Source organism: Micromonospora humi, assembly GCF_900090105.1.
Classification (GTDB): domain Bacteria; phylum Actinomycetota; class Actinomycetes; order Mycobacteriales; family Micromonosporaceae; genus Micromonospora; species Micromonospora humi.
Genome location: NZ_FMDM01000001.1, coordinates 508,385 through 526,464, shown reverse-complemented (window position 1 = coordinate 526,464; position 18,080 = coordinate 508,385). Strand labels below are relative to the sequence as shown.

Genomic DNA, 18,080 nt, shown 5'->3' with positions numbered 1-18,080 from the left:
GGTCGATTGACTTTCGATAGGTTGCGCGCGATAGTCGATATATGTTGACTACCGAGCGCGCGGTGACCGCACTCCGCGCCTTCCTCGTCCTCCTGTTCGGGATCCTGGTGCTGTTCCAGACGATGTCGCTGCCCGGGCAGTTCGCGCACATGGCCCGGGAGAACCCGGACGACGCGTATCTCCGGTGGCCGGCTACCGCGGTCACGGTGTTCTGGGTACTCTGCGTGCAGGTGGTGATCGTTTGCACCTGGCAACTCCTCACTCTGGTCAAACACGATCGGATCTTCACCGAGGCGTCCCTGGCCTGGGTCGACGGCATCGTCTGGGCGATCGCCGCCGGCTGGGCGAGCCTGGTCGGTGTCTTCCTCTGGGTCGGGTTTCACGCCGACGACCCGGGCCTGCCGCTGCTGCTCTTCCTGCTCAGCACCGGGGTCAGCGTGCTGGGGCTGCTGATGGTCGTGATGCGCGCGCTGCTGCGGCAGGCCACCACGCTGCGCACCGACATGGAAGCGGTGATCTGATGCCCATCGTCGTGCGCATCGACGTCGAGCTGGCCCGGCGCAAGATGAGCGTCGGCGAGTTCGCCGAACGCGTCGGGCTGACCCCGGCCAACGTCGCCGTGCTGAAGAACGGCCGCGCCAAGGCCGTCCGGTTCAGCACCCTGGAGGCGATGTGCCGGGTCCTCGACTGCCAACCCGGCGATCTGCTGGAGTGGGTCGACGACGGGGACGAGCGATGAGAATCCTGCTGGCCGCCGTCGTCGTCCTCGCCGCCGCGCTCGGCGTCGCCGGACTGGTGTACGGGGAGGCCGACGACTCCCCCGGGCTTCAACTCCTCTCCGCTCTGCTCGTCATCGGCGCGGTCGCCGTCGTCGCGCGCCACGCCCGTCGCCCCCGGTAGGGCCGGCGCCCCCTCGACGCCGGCCCTGCCTCAGCCCTTCACACAGACCACCTGCTTGAGGTGGGCGACCACCTCGACCAGGTCCTCCTGCTGGGCCATCACCTCGGTGATGTCCTTGTAGGCGCCGGGGATCTCGTCGACCACCCCGGCGTCCTTGCGGCACTCCACCCCGGCCGTCTGCGCGGCCAGATCGTCCGTGCTGAACGTCCGCTTCGCCTGCCCCCGCGACATCCGCCGACCCGCCCCGTGCGACGCCGAGCAGTACGCGTCGACGTTGCCCCGACCGCGCACGATGTACGAGCCGGTGCCCATCGAGCCCGGGATGATGCCCAGGTCGCCCGCGCCGGCCCGGATCGCGCCCTTGCGGGTGACCAGCACGTCCACCCCGTCGTAGCGCTCCTCGGCCACGTAGTTGTGGTGGCAGGAGATCGGCTCGTCGTAGCCGACCTGCGGAAACGCGTCCCGGACCACCTGGCCGAGCAGGGCCAGCATGACCGCCCGGTTGCGCCGCGCGTACTCCTGCGCCCACCACAGGTCCCGGCGGTAGGCGTCCATCTCCGGCGTGCCGGCGAGGAACACCGCGAGATCACGGTCGGGCAGGCCGGTGTTGTGCGGCAGGCCGCGCGCCACCGCCATGTGCCGCTCCGCCAACTCCTTGCCGATGTTGCGGGAACCGGAGTGCAGCATCAACCAGACCCGCCCGTCGTCCGGGCCACCCTGCTCAAGGCAGACCTCGATGAAGTGGTTGCCGCCGCCGAGCGTGCCGAGCTGCCGCTGCGCCCGCGTCTCCAGCTGCGCCACCCTCCGGTCGAGCGTGCCGAACCGCCGCCAGAACTCGTCCCAGCCGGCCTGCTCCAGCCCGCGTACCCGGCGCGGGTCGACCGCGTCGTCGCGCATCGCGAAGCCGACCGGGATGGCCGCCTCGATCGCCGAACGCAGCGGCCCCAGGTCGTCGGGCAGGTCGGCGGCGGTGAGCGAGGTCCGCACCGCGGACATGCCGCAGCCGATGTCGACGCCGACCGCGGCCGGCGACACGGCCTGCCGCATGGCGATCACCGAGCCGACGGTCGCGCCCTTGCCGAAGTGCACGTCCGGCATCACCGCGACACCCTGGACCCAGGGCAGCGCGCCGATGTTGCGCAGCTGCCGGGCCGCCTGCGCCTCGATCGTGTACGGGTCGGTCCAGACCCGGACCGGCGCCCGGGTACCGGCCAGCGGGGTGAAACCCATCGTCGTCTCCTCGTTCGTGGGGGTGTAGGCCGTACGGGACTCGAACCCGTAGCCTCCCGGGTGAGAACCGGGTGAGCTGCCAATTGCTCCAACGGCCCGTGACGGGCGGACGAAAAAACCGCCCGGCTCCGGTCTGGGGCGGGCGGTTCGCGCGAGATCGTCGCGTCGGCGCTAGACGCGCCACCACCCTGATTGCCACCGCTGCTCCCGGTAGCCACCGCAGCCCGACTCGGGCAGCAGGGCACCGGCGCGCGGCACGGACCGCTCGACGCGGGTGCGATTCTGCTGCGACACGGTGTGCTCCCCAGTGGATCGTTTCGGTGTTGCCCGCTCACGGTACGGCGGCCGGGTCCGGGGCGACAACCGGATATCGGCGGCAGTCTCTCGCGCCCGGCCGCGGGCCGAGTTGACCTTCGTCCCGGGCAGGCCGCAAGCTGGCCGGATGGGGACCGTCATCCGCAACATCGCATTCGACTGCGCCGACCCGTACGAACTGGCGCACTTCTGGGCCGAGGTCTTCGAGTGCCCGGTCGACCCCGGGTTCCAGCCCGACGACGAGGAGGTGGCCATCGAGCCGCCCGGCGGCGGCAGGCTCTACTTCCAGCGGGTGCCGGAGCGCAAGAGCGTCAAGAACCGAGTGCACATCTGCCTGCAGCCCGACGGGCCACGCGATCAGGAGGTCGAGCGGGTCGGGGCCCTCGGTGCCGCCATCGTCGACGACAGGCGTCATCCGGACGGCAGCGGCTGGGTGGTGATGGCGGATCCGGAGGGCAACGAGTTCTGTGTGGTACGCAGCGACGCCGAGCGCCCGGACACCGCGTAGGCCGGCGATCGGCCCCACCCGGCGCTCCGGTCAACGGTGAGCGGCCCGGACCGCCGGTTCGAGCAGAGCGAGCGTGCGTCGCTCCGCGTCCAGGGCGACCCGGATGCCGACCGGCATCGGCAGGTTCGGGCCGGCGTGGCCGAACTCGACGTTGCCCAGCACCGGGATGTCCCGATCGCCGAGGACGTCGAGCACGATCTCGGGCAGGGTCGGCGAGGCGTCGGGGGTCCCGAGGCCGTCGATCGCGTGCGGGACGCCCACCACCATGCCGGCGATCCGGTCCAGCACACCGCCGTGTCGCAGCACCTGCAGGTCGCTCCACACCCACGACGCGTAGCCGCCCATCTCCTCCCAGAACAGCACCGCGCCGTCGAACCGGTCGAGCGGCAGCGCCCACCGCGTCGCCTGGGCCCGCATGACGCGGTTGAGTACGCCGCCGATCAGCTGGCCCTCGACCCGGCCGGGGCGCCAGCACTCCCACGCGGGGCTCGTCGGCAGCGCGCCGATCGGTTCGACGGCGGTCAGCAGCGTCGCGTAGAGCCTCTCCAGGTCGGCCCGGCGCGCCGCCGGCGCGGCCTGCCACGAACCGCCGAGGCCGGGCGTGGCCAGGTCGGCGTGGAAGCCGACCAGCCCGGTGCGCGCGTGGAGCACCAGGTGCAGCAGCGAGATGTCGCTGTAGCCGAGGATCGGCTTGGGGTCGGCGGCGATCGCCTCGACGTCGATCAGGTCGAGGTAGCCGAGGGCCGTCTGGCCGCCGTCGTGGGCGACGATCGCGCGCACCTCGGGGTCGCGCAGGAGGCCGTTGAGCTCGGCGGCGATCTCCGCCGGCCGGGCCGCGCTCCACCAGTGGCGCCGACCCGCCTCGAGCAACGGCGCCCGGCGTCCGCGGAAACCCATCCGCTCCAGCACGGCCACCGCCTGCTCCAGGTCGGGCTCGTAGGCGGCGTGCAACGGCCCGGACAGCGACGCGACGACGACGAGGTCCCCCGGAGCCAGGGCGCGGGGCCGGAGCAGCGGAGGCGACGCGGAAGCGGTCATCGGCGCAGCATCACGGCACACTGCGACGACGCGCCACTCCTTTACCCGGCCTGCGTCACCGGGTGGCGCTTCATCTGCTCCATGAACGGGAAGCGCGCGGTGAGGTCGGCGAGCGTGGTCCCGGCCCGCCAGGCGTCGGCCACCTGCGCGACCTGGAGGAGGTCGGTGGCGTCGCCCCGGGCCTCGACCTCGCCGTCGACCCGTAGATCGATCATGAAATAGCGGGCCTGGGCGCCGAGGCTGACGCAGACCACGCCCCGCTTCGAGGTCAGCTCCGCGCAGGTGAACCGGCTGCGGCCCTGCTCGGGAGCGGTCACCTGGCCGACGTCGAGCTGGTGGGCGGTCGCGGTCTGCGCGAGCGCGGGAGCGAGGCCGCCGGGCTCGACCAGATCCGGGTAGAGGCGCACACCCAGTGCCGCCGAGACGTCGCTCATGCCTGACTCCCACTTCCTCGTGACAGAGACCAGCAGCGCGCAGGTTACGAACACGTTTCCGACACGCCTGCCCATCCTGTCCCGCCCGGGTGGCCCGCGGCAATAGGAACGGTCGATCAACCCCCCATCGGGTCGCGGGTACGCTGCCGGTTCATGGCGCGGATCCGCTGTGACTTCTTCTCCGAGGCGCTCGGCATGGGCACCTCGATGACCGTGCTGCTGCCCGACCGCGGCGCGGCCGGGATCGGCATGGCCGGTGCCGCCGGCGACGGCGACCCGCCGGTGCTCTACCTGCTGCACGGCCTCACCGACGACGACACCGCGTGGACCCGGCGGTCGTCGATCGAACGCTACGTCGCCCCGCTGGGGCTGGCCGTGGTGATGCCGCAGGTGCAGCGGAGCTTCTATCGCGACGAGGAGCACGGCAACCGCTACTGGACGTTCCTCAGCGAGGAACTGCCCGAGGTGTGCCGGTCGTTCTTCCGCCTCTCCACCCGGCGGGAGGACACGTTCGTCGCCGGCCTGTCGATGGGTGGCTACGGCGCGGTGAAGTGGGCGCTGCGCCACCCCGACCGGTTCGCCGCGGCGGCCAGCCTCTCCGGGGCGCTCGACGTGGCGCGGCGACGCGACCACCCGTCCAGCCCGGTCGACCCGGCGGTGTGGCACACCGTCTGGGGCGACCGCCCCCCGCCGGACGAGGACGACACCGTGGCGCTGCTGGAGCGGGCCGGCGACGACCTGCCGGCGCTCTACGTCGCCTGCGGCACCGAGGACTTCCTGTACGAGGACAGCGTGCGCTTCGTCGACACCGCGCGCCGCCTCGGCCGGCCGCTCGCCGTCGACTTCGGCCCGGGCGACCACGACTGGGCGTACTGGGACGCGCAGATCGCCGCCGTCCTGGCCTGGCTCCCCCTGCGGAGGTGAGGCGGGGCCCCCGGTTAACGCATTCGGTATGGGCGGGGGCCCCGCCTAACCCCCCTCAGCGGGTGAGCACGACCTTCAGCGCGCCGGTCTCGGCCGGCCGGGCGAACACGTCGTACGCCTCGACGATCTCCTCCAGCGCGTACCGGTGGGTCACCATGTGCGCGGTGTCGAGCTGGCCGGCGACCAGCATGTCCAGCAGCTTCGGCGTGGTGCGGGTGTCGACGAGGCCGGTGGTGATGGTGACGTCGCGGATCCAGAGCCGCTCCAGGTGCAGCGTGGCCGGCGCGCCGTGCACACCGATGTTCGCGACCCGCCCGCCGGGGCGGACCAGCGTGGTGCACAGCTCGAAGCTCGCCGGCACGCCGACCGCCTCGATCGCCACGTCCGCACCGAGCCCGCCGGTGACCGCGCGGACCGCGTCGAGCGGGTCGGCGTCGGCGAGCACGGTCAGGTCGGCGCCGAACCGCTTGGCCGCGTCGAGCCGGCTCTGCGCCTTGTCGACGGCGATCACGTGGGTGGGCGAGAAGAGCCGCGCGGTCTGGATCGCGGCCAGGCCGATCGGGCCGGCGCCGACCACCACGACCGTGTCGCCGGGCCGCACCCCGCCGTTGAGCACGCCCACCTCGTACGAGGTGGGCAGGATGTCGGCCAGCAGCACGGCCGACTCGTCGGAGACGCTCTCCGGCAGGCGGTACGTGGAGAGGTCGGCGAACGGGATCCGGGCGTACTCGGCCTGCACGCCGTCGACGGTGTGCCCGAGGATCCACCCGCCGCCACCGAGGCACTGCCCGTAGACGCCGTCGCGGCAGTACCGGCAGACGCCGCACGCGGAGATGCAGGAGGCGAGGACCCGGTCACCCGGGGTCAGGTTGGCGACGCCCTCGCCGACCGCCACGACCGTGCCGACCGCCTCGTGGCCGAGCACCCGACCCGGCTCGACCTCAGGCACGTCGCCGCCGAGGATGTGCAGGTCGGTGCCGCAGATGGTCACCGCGTCGACGCGGACGATCGCGTCCCGCGGGCCGGCGATGGTGGGGTCCGGGATCTCGGACCAGGACTTCTCGCCCGGCCCGCCGTACACGAGCGCCTTCATGGCTCCTCCTCACGCCGTTGTCACCCACCACGCTTCTCCCCGGTGGTGGCGGGTGGCAGGGCCGGAGGACCCGGAGCGCGGGACGTCGGTCCCGCGCTCCATGATCGACCTGTTGAGCGGGGGCCCCGCCCTACACGCCGACGGTGCCGTCGAGGGCTTCGCGGATGAGGTCGGCGTGGCCGTTGTGCCGGGCGTACTCGTGCAGCATGTGCACCATCACCAGGCGCAGCGAGACGTCCTCGCCCCAGCGGGCCTGGTGGCCGGTCACGTCGAGCGACTCGGCCTCCCGCTCGATCCGGCGGGCGTGCTCGACCTCCCGCCGCCACGCCTCGAACGCCTCCGCGCGGTCGGCCTCGCGTGCGTCGTACGCCACCTGGAAGTCGCCGCTGTCCGACCAGACCAGCGGCACGTCCTCGGCGGCGATGACGCGGCGGAACCAGGTGCGTTCCACCTCGGCCATGTGCCGGACCAGGCCGAGCAGGGACAGCGTCGACGGCGGCGAGGCGGCCCGGCGCAACTGCTCGTCGGTCAGCCCCTCGCACTTGAGGGCCAGGGTGGCCCGGTGGAAGTCGAGGAACGCGCGCAGCGTCTCCCGTTCGCCGGCCAGCAGTGGCGGGCCGATCCGTTCGGTCTCCACGGGACATCCTTCCGGGCAGGTGTGCGGACACCGGGAGCCTAGCGGTCATGGATCATGGAGCAACGGTATTACCGCAGCGAGGAGCGGGTCACCGGGAAGTCGAACCAGGTGTCCGGGTAGGGCTCGTCCACGTACCGGTAGTGCCACCACTCGCGCGGGTAGTTCTCGAAACCCTGCTCGGTCATCAGTCGCTTCAGCAGCCCACGGTTCGCCCGGGCGGCGCCGGTGATCCTCGGGTCGGCGGTGTGGGCCCGCGGGTCGAAGCAGTCGAACCCGGTGCCCATGTCGACCGAGTCGTCGGCGAAGCGGCGGCCGGCGGGGTCGGTGCAGGGCAGCAGGGGTTCACCGGGCGTGTAGTCGGGCTGCGCGGGGGTGGGTACCGGGACCAGCGTCAGGTCGAGCGTGCTGCCCCGGCTGTGCGCGGTGGGCGCGCCGATGTAGCCGTCGGCGAAGAGCCGGTCCTTCGGCAGGCCCGGGTAGAACTCCGCCTTCATCTGCTGCTCCGCCGGGCGCTTCGCCCAGGCGACGAACTCGTTCACGGCGCGCTGCGGGCGGTAGCAGTCGTACACCTTCAGGCTGCGCCCCCGGGCCAGCGCGGCGGCCTGCACCCGACGCAGCGCCTCGGCCGCCCGCCGGGTGAGCAGGCAGAGCGGCTCGGGGTAGCCGTCGATCGGCCGCCCGACGAAGTTGTGCGCCGAGGCGTACCGGATGTCGGTGCGCACGGTGGGGTCGACGGCGGCCAGGTCGACGATGTCGGCCGGCGCGCGCGGCCCGGTCGGGGTGGGCGACGGCGCCGGGCGCGGCGCGGGCCGCTGGCAGGCCGTCGCGACGGCCGCGACCACCACGACCAGGACAACCGCTGCCGTACGTCTGCGCACGCAGCCGTGTCTACCACGGGGTAAGGAGGGGCCCCTTGTCAACCGACGTCTGTTAACAAGGGGCCCCTCCTTACCCGAGCGCAGCGAGGAAGAAGTCGACCGCGGCGGCGTCGTCGTCGATGCCGCCCGCCTCGTGGCCGTTGAAGCGCCACACCGTCAACTCCTTCTCGCCGCGGTAGTCGTGGTAGGCGGCGTAGACGGTCGACGGTGGGACGATCTCGTCCATCAACGCCACGGAGAAGCGGGCCGGCACGGTGGCGCGCCGGGCGAAGGCGACCCCGTCGACGTAGGAGAGCGTGCGCCGCACCTGCTCCTCGCGGTCGCGGTGCACGGCCAGGTAGTCGCGGATCTCCCGGTACGGCGCCGAGTCGGTGAGCGTGACGGCACGCGGGATGTCGCAGAGGAACGGCACGTGTGCCACCGCCGCCCGGACCCGGGGCGCCAGCGCGGCGGCGGCCAGCGCCGCGGCCCCGCCCTGGCTGTGCCCGAGCACGGCGACCCGACCGGGGTCGACGCCCGGCAGGTCGACAACGGCGTCGACCGCCCGCACCGCGTCGGTGAGGAACCGCCGGTAGTAGTAGCGGCGCGGGTCGTCGACGCCGCGGGTGGCCATCCCGGGCGCCTGCGGCCCGGCCGCCGCCACGTCGGGCGTGTCGCCGCGGCTCCACCCGGAGCCCTGACCGCGGGTGTCCATCTGGAGGTGGGCGAAGCCGGCGGCGGACCAGAGCAGGTTCTCCAGCGGGTGGCCGCGCCCGCCGCCGTAGCCGACGTACTGCACGACGGTCGGCAGCGGCCCGGGAGCGCCGCGCGGAACCCGCAGCCAGGCCCGCACCGGCTGCCCGGCGAACCCGGGGAACGTCACGTCGAAGACGTCCACCCCCGCCAGCGGGGTGGACACCGGTGTCGCCGCGACCGGATCGCCGCACGAGCGCGCCTCGGCCAGCGTGTCGGCCCAGAAGGCGTCGAAGTCGGACGGTTCGCACAGGTCGCTGCGGTGCTGGCGGAGTTCCGCCTCGGGCAGGTCGGTGAACACGCCTCGGCTTTCTGTCGATTCGTGGGCCGGCCGGCGCGCGTCACCGCACCGGCATCCGGCGTATTTCCGGAAGGTTTCCGTAACTTGACCGAACGCTAGGACCGCACCGATCTGTCGTCAAGGCCTCGGCGTACGGCAAGATGTGCGTGGGGCGGAACGGTTTTCCGGTCGGTTCCGGCAGCCGGCGAAGGGAACACGGGTGAGCGGGGACGACGAGCGCAGGGTGACCATCACCGCGATCGCACGGGAGGCCGGTGTCTCGGTGCCGACCGTGTCACGGGTGCTCAACGGGCGCTCCGACGTCGCCCCGGACACCCGGGAGCGGGTCGAGAAGCTGCTGCGCCACCACGGCTACCGGCGTCGCGGCAGCCGTACGGTGCGCCGGGCGGACCTGGTCGACCTGGTCTTCAACGACCTGGACAGCCCCTGGGCCGTGGAGATCATCCGCGGGGTGGAGGACGTCGGCCACGCCGCCGGGGTGGGCGTGGTGATCTCGGCCGTGCACCGGGAGTCCAGCTCCACCCGACAGTGGCTGCACAACCTGCGCGCCCGCGCCTCGGACGGCGTGATCGTGGTGACGTCGCACCTGAGCCCTGCGGTGCAGGCGCAGCTGCGCCGGCTCAACGTGCCGGTCGTCGTGGTCGACCCGGACGCCGGCGTGGCCGGGACGGACGTCCCGGCGATCGGCGCCACCAACTGGACCGGCGGCCTGTCCGCCACCGAGCACCTGTTGAAGCTGGGCCACCGGCGGATCGGCTTCGTCGCCGGCCCGCCGCACCTGCTGTGCAGCCGCGCCCGGCTGGACGGTTACCGGGCGGCGCTGGCCGCGGCCGGCGTGCCCACCGACGACTGCCTGGTCCATCCCGGCGACTTCTACCACGCCTCCGGTTACACCGCCGGCGGCGCGCTGCTCGACCTCGACGACCCGCCCACGGCGATCTTCGCGGCCAGCGACCAGATGGCCTTCGGGGTCTACGAGGCGGTGCGTCGCCGTGGGCTGCGGGTCGCCGACGACGTCTCCGTGGTGGGCTTCGACGACCTGCCGGAGGCGCGGTGGGCCTCCCCGCCGCTGACCACCGTGCGCCAGCCGCTGGTGGAGATGGGTCGGCTCGCCGCCCGCACCGTGCTGCGCCTGGCCCAGGGCGAGGAGATCGAGTCGCCGCGGATCGAACTGGCCACCGAGTTGGTGCTGCGGGACAGCACCGCGGGCCCCGCCGGCCGGTAGCCGGACCGGTCCTTCTCAGTCCTCTTCCGGAATTTTCGACTCCCGCAGGACGGTGCCGGTCGACATGGCCGTCGCCGCGGCGTGCCGACGCCGCCGGGCCAGCAGCACCCCGCCCCCGGCCACCAGCACCGCGCCCACCGCGACCGTCAGGCCGGCGCCCGGCCGGGTACCCGGGGCAGCCGCGCCGGCACCCAGGTCGGCGTGTCCGGCCAGGGCCGACGCCGCACCGGTCGCGGGCGCCGCCGAGCGGTCCAGCTCGCCCGGCTCCACCAGCCGGCCGACCGTCGCGTCCCGGGGCGTCCCGAATCCCCAGTCCAGCAGCGCCGCGCCCTGCTGCCAGCCCCGCTGGGTGGGAGTCTCCGCGCCGAGCACCGTCACCACGAGCCGACGCCCGCCCCGCTCGGCCGCGCCCACGTAGGTGTGCCGGGCCAGGTCGGTGAAGCCGGTCTTCCCGCCGATCGCACCCGGGTAGTGGTCCAGCAGCATGTTGTCGTTCTGGATCTGGAAGGCCTTCTCGTGCAGTGCCGGCTGGGCGGGCACCTGCGCGGTCCGGGTGACGGTGTAGCGGCGGAAGGCCGGTTCGTGGAAACACGCGCGGGCGATCAACGCCAGGTCGTACGCGCTGGTGAACTGTCCCGGTCCGTCCAGACCGGACGGCGTGACCGCGTGCGTCTGCCGGGCGCCGAGGTGCTGGGCCTCGGCGTTCATCGCCCGCACGCCACCGGCCAGCCCGTCCGGCCCGCCACCGAGCCGGGCCAGGGCGTTGGCCGCCTCGTTGCCCGACTTCAGCAGCAGACCCAGCCAGATCGTCTCGATCCGGTAGCGCCCGCCCTCGGCGAGCCCGACCGCCGAGCTGCCCGGCTCGATCGCCACGTCACCGGCGGTCACGGTGACCTCCCGGTTCGGGTCCAGCCGGGGCAGCATGGTCGCGGTCAGCAGCAGCTTCTGCACGCTGGCCGGGGCGCCGTACTCGTGCGGGCCGCAGCCCCCGAGCACCGCGCCGGTGTCCAGGTCCGCGACCAGCCACGAGGTCGCGGTCACCGGTGGCGGCGCGGTCGCCGCGGGCGGCACGACGAGCCCGGTGGTGTCGAGCGCGGCGCCGCCGATCGAGCGGGCGGCCGGATCGGGTGCCGGCGGGGCCTGCGGTGGGCGGGTCACCGGGGCCGGCACGTTCGGGCAGGGCGGCGCGGCGCCCGGGAGCCGGCGGGCGGACGCGGCGCCGGGCCTCGTCCCCGCCACGGCGGGTGTCGCCGGCGTCGACAGCGGCAGCAGGAGGGCGGCGGCAAGCGCCACGGACGGTCCCCAGGTCCTCATGCCCCGCACGCTAGCCACGCCGACCCGAACGGGTCGCCGGCTCCGGGATTCGCGTCCCGGGACGGGTGCCGCGGGGTAGGGTGCCGCACCACTCGGGTCAGCGCGCGGTGAGGCCGTGCGCGGCGAGCGGGCCGACGTGCCACCCCCGTCGACGGCACTCGTCGATCAGCCCGGGCAGCGCGGCGAGCGCGGACCGCCAGGCACCCGGCTCGGCGGCGCCGGAGGAGTCGTGCAGCAGGACCGTGCCGCCGCCGTGCAACCCGGCCAGTACCCGCCGCCGGACGCCGTCCCCGGTCGCCGACGCGGTCCAGTCCCGCCCCCAGCAGCTCCACAGCACCGGGCGCAGGCGCAGCCGCCGGGCGGCCAGCAGGGTCGCGCCGGTCAGCACCCCGTACGGCGGGCGCAGGAACCGCGGCGGCCGGCCGGTCACGTCCGCGACCACGTCGTACGCCCGGGTCAGGTCGCGGACGGTGCCGGCCGGCCCGCGCAGCAGGAGGTTGTCGTGCGCCCAGCCGTGCAGGGCCACCTCGTGGCCGTCGGCGACCAGCCGCCGGCCCAGGTCCGGATGCCGGCGCAGCATCGCGCCGAGCACGAAGAAGGTGGCCCGGACCCGGTGCGCGGCGAGCGCGTCCAGGAAGTGGGGCGTGGACTCCGGGTCCGGACCGTCGTCGAAGGTCAGCGCGACCCGGTCGGGCGGCCCGAGGCCGTGCAGGCCGGGCAGCAGGCGCCGGCGGAGCGCCGGCAGCGCGGTCACCGCCGGCGCCACCTGGACCACCGGCAGCGCCACCGCCGCGACCCGGGCCAGGGCGGCGAGCCTCACCGCAGACCGCCGGTCGACTGCAGCAGCGCGGCGACCACGGCCACCGCGTCACCGACCGGATCGAGCAGCGGCCGGCGCTCCGGCTCGGCCGGACCGGCGGGGGCGGCCCGGCGGGCGGCCGCGGCGACCAGCCCGGCCGGGTCCTCGGGTGGCGGGCCGTCCCGCGGCGCGGCCGGCGGGTCCGCGCCGACGACGGCCGCGAGTACCGGCCCGAGCTGTTCGGGCGTGCCGGCCCAGCGGGTGAGGCCGGAGCGGGCCAGAATGGTGGCGTTCGCCCTGCCGTGCCCGGGAAGGGGACGGTAGGTGACCACCGGCACTCCGGCGGCGAGCGCCTCCTGGCAGGTCAACCCGCCGGCGTTCTCGACCACGACGTCGACAGCCCGCATCAGCGCCGGCATGTCGTCCACCCAGCCGAGCACGTGCCGCCCGGCGCCGCTCAACCGCCGGTACAGCGCCCGGTTCCGGCCGCAGAACACCACCGGCCGGACCCCGGTCGACAGCACCTCCGCGGCCGTGGCCGCCACCTCGCCGGCCCCCCAGGAACCGGCCACGATCAGGGCGAGCACGCCGTCCTGCGGCAGGCCGAACCGTTGCCGGGCCCGGCGCCGGTCGACCTTGTCATCGCCGCCGAAGGCACCCGACACCAACGGCTCGACCAGCGTGACGTCGACCCCGTCGGGCCGCCGCAGCTCCGCGTGGCGCACCGTGCAGTAGACGTCCACGCCGGGCGCCAGCCAGGTCGGGTGCACCACCAGATCGGTCACGTAGGTGAGAACCGGCACGCGGAGCCGCCCACGACGCCGCAGCGGCCCGAGGAGCTGGTTGGCGAACGGGTAGGTGCTCACCACCGCCCGGGTGTCCGGCGGGATGCGGCGGCGGATCCGGGCCCGGAACGGCCGCAGCAGCACGCGGATGGCGCGCACCGACGTCCGGGAGCGACTGGTGAGACGGAAGAGCAGGTGGTAGCTCCAGGGGAGCCGCTGCAGCACTCCCCGGTACGTCTCCCGCACCGCCCGGTGCACCGGGCCGGGCAGCAGGTGCAGGAGGTTCAGCCGGTCCACCTCGAAGCCCCGGCCGCGCAGTCGCGCCGCCAGCTCGTCGGCGGCCCGGTCGTGCCCGGCGCCGATGTCCGCGGAGACCACCACGATCCGTCCCGGGTGCTCCATGGGCGGCGCATACCCACGCGGGCGGCGTCCACGCGGCCGGCCCAGCAGCTCGGCCCGGCCGCGCTCCCACGACCGGGCGGCCCGCAGCGCGGCCGCCCGCACGACCGGGCGGTACCGTCTGGGAGGCCCGCAGCGCGGCCGCGCCCGCACGACCGCAGGGGCGGCGGGCGCGGGCGGTCGGGCGGAGGTCAGGCGCGACGGCGACCACGACGGCGGGTCCGGCTGCGGGCGGCGAACACCGCCGCGACGCCGCCGACGGCGAGCGCCAGGATCCCGGCGGCCGGTACGATGACCTGCCAGTCGCCGTCGGCCATCCGGTGCAGCGCGGTTCCCGCCGGCCCCCGCCACGGCTTCGGCTCGCCACCGGCGGGCGCCGCGGCCAGCGGCGCGTCGCCCGGCGGCTCGTCCGTCACGGCGTCCAGTTCGCCCGGCTCGACCAGCTTGCCGACCGAGGCGTCCCGGGGCAGCGAGAAACCCCAGTCGAGCAGCTGCGCGCCCTGCTGCCAGCCGCGCACCGGCCGGGCCTCGGCGCCGAGCAGCGTGACCACCAGCCGGCGTCCGCCGCGTTGGGCGGCCCCGACGTAGCTGTGCCGGGCCAGCTCGGTGAAGCCGGTCTTGCCGCCGAGCGCCCCGGGATAGCGGTAGATCAGCTGGTTCTCGTTCTGGATCTGGAATCCGCCCTTCTTCAGCGCGGGCTGGGCCGGGATCTGGGCCCGCTCGGTCAGCGCGTACCGGCCGAAGCGGGGGTCGGCGAAGCAGGCCCGGGCGATCAACGCCAGGTCGTACGCGCTGGTGAACTGTCCCGGACCGTCCAGGCCGGACGGCGTGACGGCGTGGGTCTGCAGCGCGCCGAGCCGGCGGGCCTCCGCGTTCATCTCGCCCACCCCCGCCCGGGCGCTGCCGGCTCCCAGCCGCGCCAGCATGTTGGCCGCGTCGTTGCCGGACTGGAGCAGCAGCCCCAGCCAGAGCGTCTCGACCCGGTAGCGGCCACCCACCAACAGGCCCACGGCCGAGCTGCCCGGTTCGATGTCCAGGTCGTCGCGGGTGGCGACGGCCACCTGCTTCGGGTCGAGGCGGTCCAGCATGGTGGCGGCCAGCAGCAGCTTCTGGGTGCTCGCGGGCGTGCCGTACACATGGGGTCCGCAGGAGCCCAGCACGGCGCCGCTGTCCAGGTCGGCGACCAGCCAGGTGGTGGCGGTGACCGCCGGCGGCGCGGTCGCGCCGGGCGGGGTGACGAGGCCCGGCGCCGCCAGCGCCTCGCCGCCCACCACCTGCTGTTCGGGCACCGACGCGGGCGGGACGGGACGCGGCGGCCGGGTGACCTTCGGGGCCGGCAGTCGCGGGCAGGGCACGGCGGCGGCGCGGGCCGCGGGGGCCGCCGGTGCGCCGGCGGCCGGGGTGGGCACCCCGGCGACGAGCAGCGTGACGGCGGTGACGGGGGCCAGGACCCGGGCTCTCATGAAGAGGCACCATACCGAGCGCGGCGTCCGGGTCGACGCGGCTCACCCGCTCGGTGACGCTGTGCCGATCCGGCGGTCCCACGCCGTGGTCGGCACGAGCGCCGTCACCGGACGCCGCGCAGCCACCGCCGCTGCCACGGCGTCTCCACCGCGCGTGGGTGGTAGTGCGCGCGCACCCAGGCCACCGCCCGGCCGGGGTCCAGCCCGTCGAGCACGGCGAGGGCGGCCAGCGCGGTGCCGGTCCGGCCGACGCCGCCGTGGCAGGCGGCCTCGACCCGCTGGCCGGCGTACGCGCGTCGCCACGCCTCGCGCAGCGCGTCGAGCGCGTCGGCGCGGTCGAGCGGGAGCCAGAAGTCGGGCCAGCGGATCCGCCGGGACGGCCACCCCGGCTCCGGCCCGGGCGCCAGCACCAGGGTGAAGTCGGCGGGCGTGGCCGGCGCGGCGATCCGACGTCCACGCACGGTGGCGCCATCGGGCAGCGTGAGCAGACCGGCCGGGTCCGTCCACGGCGTCGTCGGGTCCATCGGGTCATTGTGCGGCGTGGCGGAGACACGTGAGTGCCCGCCGGACGAGGTCCGGCGGGCACTCACGACGTGCCGGGTCCACCCCGGCTCGCCTCGGGTCAGCCGAGGCGACGGCGGCGCCAGGCCAGGGAGGCCAGCAGCAGCACCGCTCCGGCGCCGGCCAGGCCGCCACCGAGCTTCAGCGGCGTGCCGATGCTGCCGCCCGTGACGGGCAGGTGTCCGCCGTGGTGCGGCGGGCGCGGCGGGTGCGGCGGCCGCTTGGGCAGCACCGTACCGGTCGTGCTCGCGGTCCGGCCGGTCGTCTGACCGGTGGCGGTGAACGTGTACCGACCGGTACGGGTCGGACGGTACGTGGTGGTGAAGTTGCCGTTCGCGTCCGCCCGGACGGTGAAGTCGGTCGGTGCCGGCTGCGGTGCGGCATTCGGGGTGTACGCCACCGTCGACATCGCCACCGTGCTGCCGTCGCTGCGCCGCGCCGTCCCCTCCGCCGGAGCCGCGATCGGGAGGTTGGTGCGGGACACGTGGATCGAGACCAGCTCGTTCGGCCCGAAGCCCCGGCCCCGCAGGGTGAAGGTCTGGCCCTCGAAGATGGTCGGATTGATCAGGTCCAGCCGGACGGTGGTCGGCGGGTAGACCGGTGGCTGCGGCTGCGCCGCCCCGGCCGCGGTCGGCACGGCCGCGACGGCCAGGCCCACCGTGAGCGCCATGATGATGCGGGATAGCCGCATGATGGATTCCCTCCTACTGTTCACATCTGGGTGCGGTGACTATCTGGGTGGTCCACGGGGTGACGGTGGGCGTGAGCACCAGGTCGGCCGTGCCCGCGCCGTTCTGGCCGGTGAGCAGTGTGACGTCGAGCGTCCGGGTCTGCCCCGGCCCGACCTCCACGTTCGCCACCGCCACCTGGCGCCGGCGGTCGGTTCCGCCGCCCATCGCGGTGTCCCGCCCGTCCAGCCGGCCGGTGAGGACCGCACCCCCGCTCGGTGTGTGCACCGAGACGAAGGTCCGGGCGGTGTACTTGTCGCCGGACAGGGCCAGGCCGGTGACCGACTCGGTGAGGCCCGACCGCGGGGCGGTGGAGTGCACCGTGACCCGCAGCCGCAGTTCGCGGCGACCGTCCGGCTGGCACGCGCCGACCGTCAGGGTGGCCGAGAACCTGAGGTAGTAGCCGAGCTTCGCGCCGCTGCCGTCGTTGAGGAACACGCCGACCGTCGGCACGGTGTCCTTCTCCGGGAGTTGCCCGGCCAACCGGGTGCCGGCCAGCACGCGTTGCTCCTCGGATCGGACACTCCAGAACAATATCCGACGTTCCTGGATTGAGCGCCGCATAACGGTCAGAAGCGCCCTTGCGTCCACCGTTTTGGTGAACAGCGCCTCGAACACCCGCGCGGCGGCCCGCGCGAAGAACGTGTCCTGCGCTTTTACGTCCAGGTCTCGGTACGAGTCGCTGAGCAGAGTCCGCACCGCGGTACTGCCGCTCAACTCTGGCCCGTCCGGCACGGCGACCGGGCCGATCACGCCGAGAAGGTACGACAACACCACCGGATCCACCGCCAGGACGCCGTCAACGGTCGTCCCGGTGCGGCGGCGCACCATCTCCCGGTAGAGCGCGGCAGCGGTGGGGAAGTCCGGATCGAGGTTCACATCCGCGGGATACATCCCCGGCAGGTCCGACCAGAGCCGACGCACCTCCGGCGCGACCTTGAGCGGTGGATCGAAGTACAGCAAATCGGTCGCGTTGCCCTGCCCGGCCAGCCGGATCCGACCGTCGTCCGCCCGCAGCACCGCGTAGGCGCCGAGCATGCCGCCGGTGGCACGCAACTCGGCTGGATTCTGGGAGACGAGCAGGTAGGTGCGCGGGCCGTCGGCGCCGAGCAGCGGCGGCAGCAGCCGGGCGCCGCGGTCGGCCGCCGAGGTGAGGTCGCCCAGCTGGTCCAGCTCCGCCCGCAGGGCGGTGACCGCGTCCCGCACCTGTGCCACCAGGCCGCCGAGCGGGACCGCCCGCAACTGCTCCGAGCTGCGCCGGACCGCCTGGTCGGCGCGGGCCACCTCAGCTGAGACGGTACGCAGGCGGGTCACGTCGAGCCGGCCCTGCTTCGGCACCAGCGAGGCGAGGTCGACCCGGAGCAGGGTGGGAAAAGCGAGCCGGGCCAGGTCGTCCACCGCCACCGAGATCTGGCGGACCGCGGTCAGGTCGTCGCCGGCGTACGGCGTCCGCTGGCCGAGCCACCAGACCGGGTCCCCGGTCGCCCCGCGGGCCGCGGTGGCCTGCTCCTGCAACGCGGAGAGCGTCCGTTGGGCCCGGGCCATGTCCCCCTCCAGCACCTGGACGCTGAGGTCCTTGGCGAGCCCGGCGGCGTTGACCAGGTGGGAGCGGGCCTGCCAGCCCCGGAACGCGACCCAGCCACCGGCGGCCAGCACCACCGACACCACGACCAGTCCGGTCAGCAGGACCCGGCGCACGCGCCTCCGGCTGCGTCGCCGGGAGCGCTTGCGCCGACGATGCGAAGCACCGCGTTCCGTCACACCACTCTCCAATGCGTCAACCGGACAGAACATTGCTTTCTAGCCAGTATGTACA

21 protein-coding genes and 1 tRNA gene are annotated in these 18,080 nt (G+C 74.3%); 6 read left to right on the top strand and 16 right to left on the bottom strand.

From position 1 onward, the window contains the following. Positions 1-41 precede the first annotated feature (41 nt). Genes GA0070213_RS02345 through GA0070213_RS31375 form a run of 3 tightly spaced genes read left to right on the top strand, consistent with a single transcriptional unit; the run spans position 42 to position 900 of the window. Positions 42-521, top strand: a complete 480-nt coding sequence (locus GA0070213_RS02345) for a DUF2975 domain-containing protein (protein WP_091056239.1) — start codon at positions 42-44, stop codon at positions 519-521. Next, entirely contained in the window at positions 521-739 is a 219-nt protein-coding gene (locus tag GA0070213_RS02340) for a helix-turn-helix domain-containing protein (RefSeq protein WP_091056236.1), read from the top strand. The genes GA0070213_RS02345 and GA0070213_RS02340 overlap by 1 nt, the downstream gene beginning before the upstream one ends. Beyond that, the gene (locus tag GA0070213_RS31375) at positions 736-900 is read left to right on the top strand and encodes a hypothetical protein (protein WP_175441168.1); all 165 of its coding nucleotides are present in this window, start codon (positions 736-738) and stop codon (positions 898-900) included. Before GA0070213_RS02340 ends, GA0070213_RS31375 begins: the two co-directional genes overlap by 4 nt. A 30-nt stretch (positions 901-930) precedes the next feature. Here the strand turns inward: GA0070213_RS31375 and GA0070213_RS02335 are convergent, their stop codons facing one another. The 3 genes from GA0070213_RS02335 to GA0070213_RS32455 form a co-directional block, all read right to left on the bottom strand. Then, positions 931-2,130 (bottom strand): RtcB family protein, encoded by a 1,200-nt coding sequence (locus GA0070213_RS02335; protein WP_091056233.1) that lies wholly within the window; start codon positions 2,128-2,130, stop codon positions 931-933. Positions 2,131-2,155: 25 nt separating this feature from the next. After that, positions 2,156-2,228 (bottom strand) — tRNA-Glu (locus tag GA0070213_RS02330). A 73-nt stretch (positions 2,229-2,301) separates the two neighbouring features. Next, positions 2,302-2,424 carry a hypothetical protein gene (locus GA0070213_RS32455; protein ID WP_281182219.1) on the bottom strand — a complete coding sequence of 41 codons (123 nt, stop codon included), beginning with the start codon at positions 2,422-2,424 and terminating at the stop codon, positions 2,302-2,304. Between the two features lie 148 nt (positions 2,425-2,572). Here GA0070213_RS32455 and GA0070213_RS02325 point away from each other — a divergent pair, with 148 nt between their 5' ends. Further along, positions 2,573-2,953, top strand: coding sequence for a VOC family protein (locus GA0070213_RS02325; RefSeq protein WP_091056230.1), 381 nt, complete (start codon positions 2,573-2,575; stop codon positions 2,951-2,953). 30 nt (positions 2,954-2,983) lie between these two features. Here GA0070213_RS02325 and GA0070213_RS02320 read toward each other — a convergent pair whose 3' ends face one another. Both GA0070213_RS02320 and GA0070213_RS02315 read right to left on the bottom strand, forming a co-directional pair. After that, positions 2,984-3,991, bottom strand: coding sequence for a S66 peptidase family protein (locus GA0070213_RS02320; protein ID WP_091056228.1), 1,008 nt, complete (start codon positions 3,989-3,991; stop codon positions 2,984-2,986). Positions 3,992-4,032: 41 nt separating this feature from the next. Continuing rightward, positions 4,033-4,425: a hypothetical protein gene (locus GA0070213_RS02315; protein WP_091056226.1), complete on the bottom strand. Its 393-nt coding sequence runs from the start codon at positions 4,423-4,425 to the stop codon at positions 4,033-4,035. A gap of 153 nt (positions 4,426-4,578) precedes the next feature. Here GA0070213_RS02315 and GA0070213_RS02310 point away from each other — a divergent pair, with 153 nt between their 5' ends. After that, entirely contained in the window at positions 4,579-5,349 is a 771-nt protein-coding gene (locus GA0070213_RS02310; protein ID WP_091056224.1) for an alpha/beta hydrolase, read from the top strand. Between the two features lie 55 nt (positions 5,350-5,404). Here the strand turns inward: GA0070213_RS02310 and GA0070213_RS02305 are convergent, their stop codons facing one another. From GA0070213_RS02305 to GA0070213_RS02290, 4 genes are all read right to left on the bottom strand, one after another. Beyond that, positions 5,405-6,442, bottom strand: coding sequence for a zinc-dependent alcohol dehydrogenase family protein (locus tag GA0070213_RS02305; protein WP_091056221.1), 1,038 nt, complete (start codon positions 6,440-6,442; stop codon positions 5,405-5,407). A 130-nt stretch (positions 6,443-6,572) separates the two neighbouring features. Next, positions 6,573-7,079 (bottom strand): DinB family protein, encoded by a 507-nt coding sequence (locus GA0070213_RS02300; RefSeq protein WP_091056218.1) that lies wholly within the window; start codon positions 7,077-7,079, stop codon positions 6,573-6,575. Between the two features lie 68 nt (positions 7,080-7,147). Continuing rightward, positions 7,148-7,957 carry a M15 family metallopeptidase gene (locus GA0070213_RS02295; RefSeq protein ID WP_217628571.1) on the bottom strand — a complete coding sequence of 270 codons (810 nt, stop codon included), beginning with the start codon at positions 7,955-7,957 and terminating at the stop codon, positions 7,148-7,150. Between the two features lie 70 nt (positions 7,958-8,027). After that, positions 8,028-8,990, bottom strand: coding sequence for an acetylxylan esterase (locus GA0070213_RS02290; protein WP_091056216.1), 963 nt, complete (start codon positions 8,988-8,990; stop codon positions 8,028-8,030). A 199-nt stretch (positions 8,991-9,189) separates the two neighbouring features. Between GA0070213_RS02290 and GA0070213_RS02285 the strand changes: the two genes are divergently transcribed. Beyond that, complete coding sequence (locus tag GA0070213_RS02285) at positions 9,190-10,215, top strand: LacI family DNA-binding transcriptional regulator (RefSeq protein ID WP_091056214.1); 1,026 nt, start codon at positions 9,190-9,192, stop codon at positions 10,213-10,215. A 15-nt stretch (positions 10,216-10,230) separates the two neighbouring features. Here the strand turns inward: GA0070213_RS02285 and GA0070213_RS02280 are convergent, their stop codons facing one another. The 7 genes from GA0070213_RS02280 to GA0070213_RS02250 all read right to left on the bottom strand — a co-directional run bounded on the left by GA0070213_RS02280 (position 10,231) and on the right by GA0070213_RS02250 (position 17,962). Continuing rightward, positions 10,231-11,529 (bottom strand): D-alanyl-D-alanine carboxypeptidase family protein, encoded by a 1,299-nt coding sequence (locus GA0070213_RS02280; protein ID WP_091056211.1) that lies wholly within the window; start codon positions 11,527-11,529, stop codon positions 10,231-10,233. 97 nt (positions 11,530-11,626) lie between these two features. Beyond that, complete coding sequence (locus GA0070213_RS02275; protein ID WP_091056209.1) at positions 11,627-12,349, bottom strand: polysaccharide deacetylase family protein; 723 nt, start codon at positions 12,347-12,349, stop codon at positions 11,627-11,629. Continuing rightward, positions 12,346-13,515 carry an MGDG synthase family glycosyltransferase gene (locus GA0070213_RS02270; protein WP_091056684.1) on the bottom strand — a complete coding sequence of 390 codons (1,170 nt, stop codon included), beginning with the start codon at positions 13,513-13,515 and terminating at the stop codon, positions 12,346-12,348. The genes GA0070213_RS02275 and GA0070213_RS02270 overlap by 4 nt, the downstream gene beginning before the upstream one ends. A 188-nt stretch (positions 13,516-13,703) precedes the next feature. Then, positions 13,704-14,975 carry a D-alanyl-D-alanine carboxypeptidase family protein gene (locus GA0070213_RS02265; protein ID WP_091056207.1) on the bottom strand — a complete coding sequence of 424 codons (1,272 nt, stop codon included), beginning with the start codon at positions 14,973-14,975 and terminating at the stop codon, positions 13,704-13,706. A gap of 104 nt (positions 14,976-15,079) precedes the next feature. Next, positions 15,080-15,499 carry a protein-tyrosine phosphatase family protein gene (locus GA0070213_RS02260; RefSeq protein WP_091056205.1) on the bottom strand — a complete coding sequence of 140 codons (420 nt, stop codon included), beginning with the start codon at positions 15,497-15,499 and terminating at the stop codon, positions 15,080-15,082. Positions 15,500-15,597: 98 nt separating this feature from the next. Then, positions 15,598-16,227 carry a hypothetical protein gene (locus tag GA0070213_RS02255; protein WP_091056203.1) on the bottom strand — a complete coding sequence of 210 codons (630 nt, stop codon included), beginning with the start codon at positions 16,225-16,227 and terminating at the stop codon, positions 15,598-15,600. 13 nt (positions 16,228-16,240) lie between these two features. Beyond that, complete coding sequence (locus GA0070213_RS02250) at positions 16,241-17,962, bottom strand: DUF4012 domain-containing protein (protein WP_245716215.1); 1,722 nt, start codon at positions 17,960-17,962, stop codon at positions 16,241-16,243. Between the last annotated feature and the right edge of the window lie 118 nt (positions 17,963-18,080).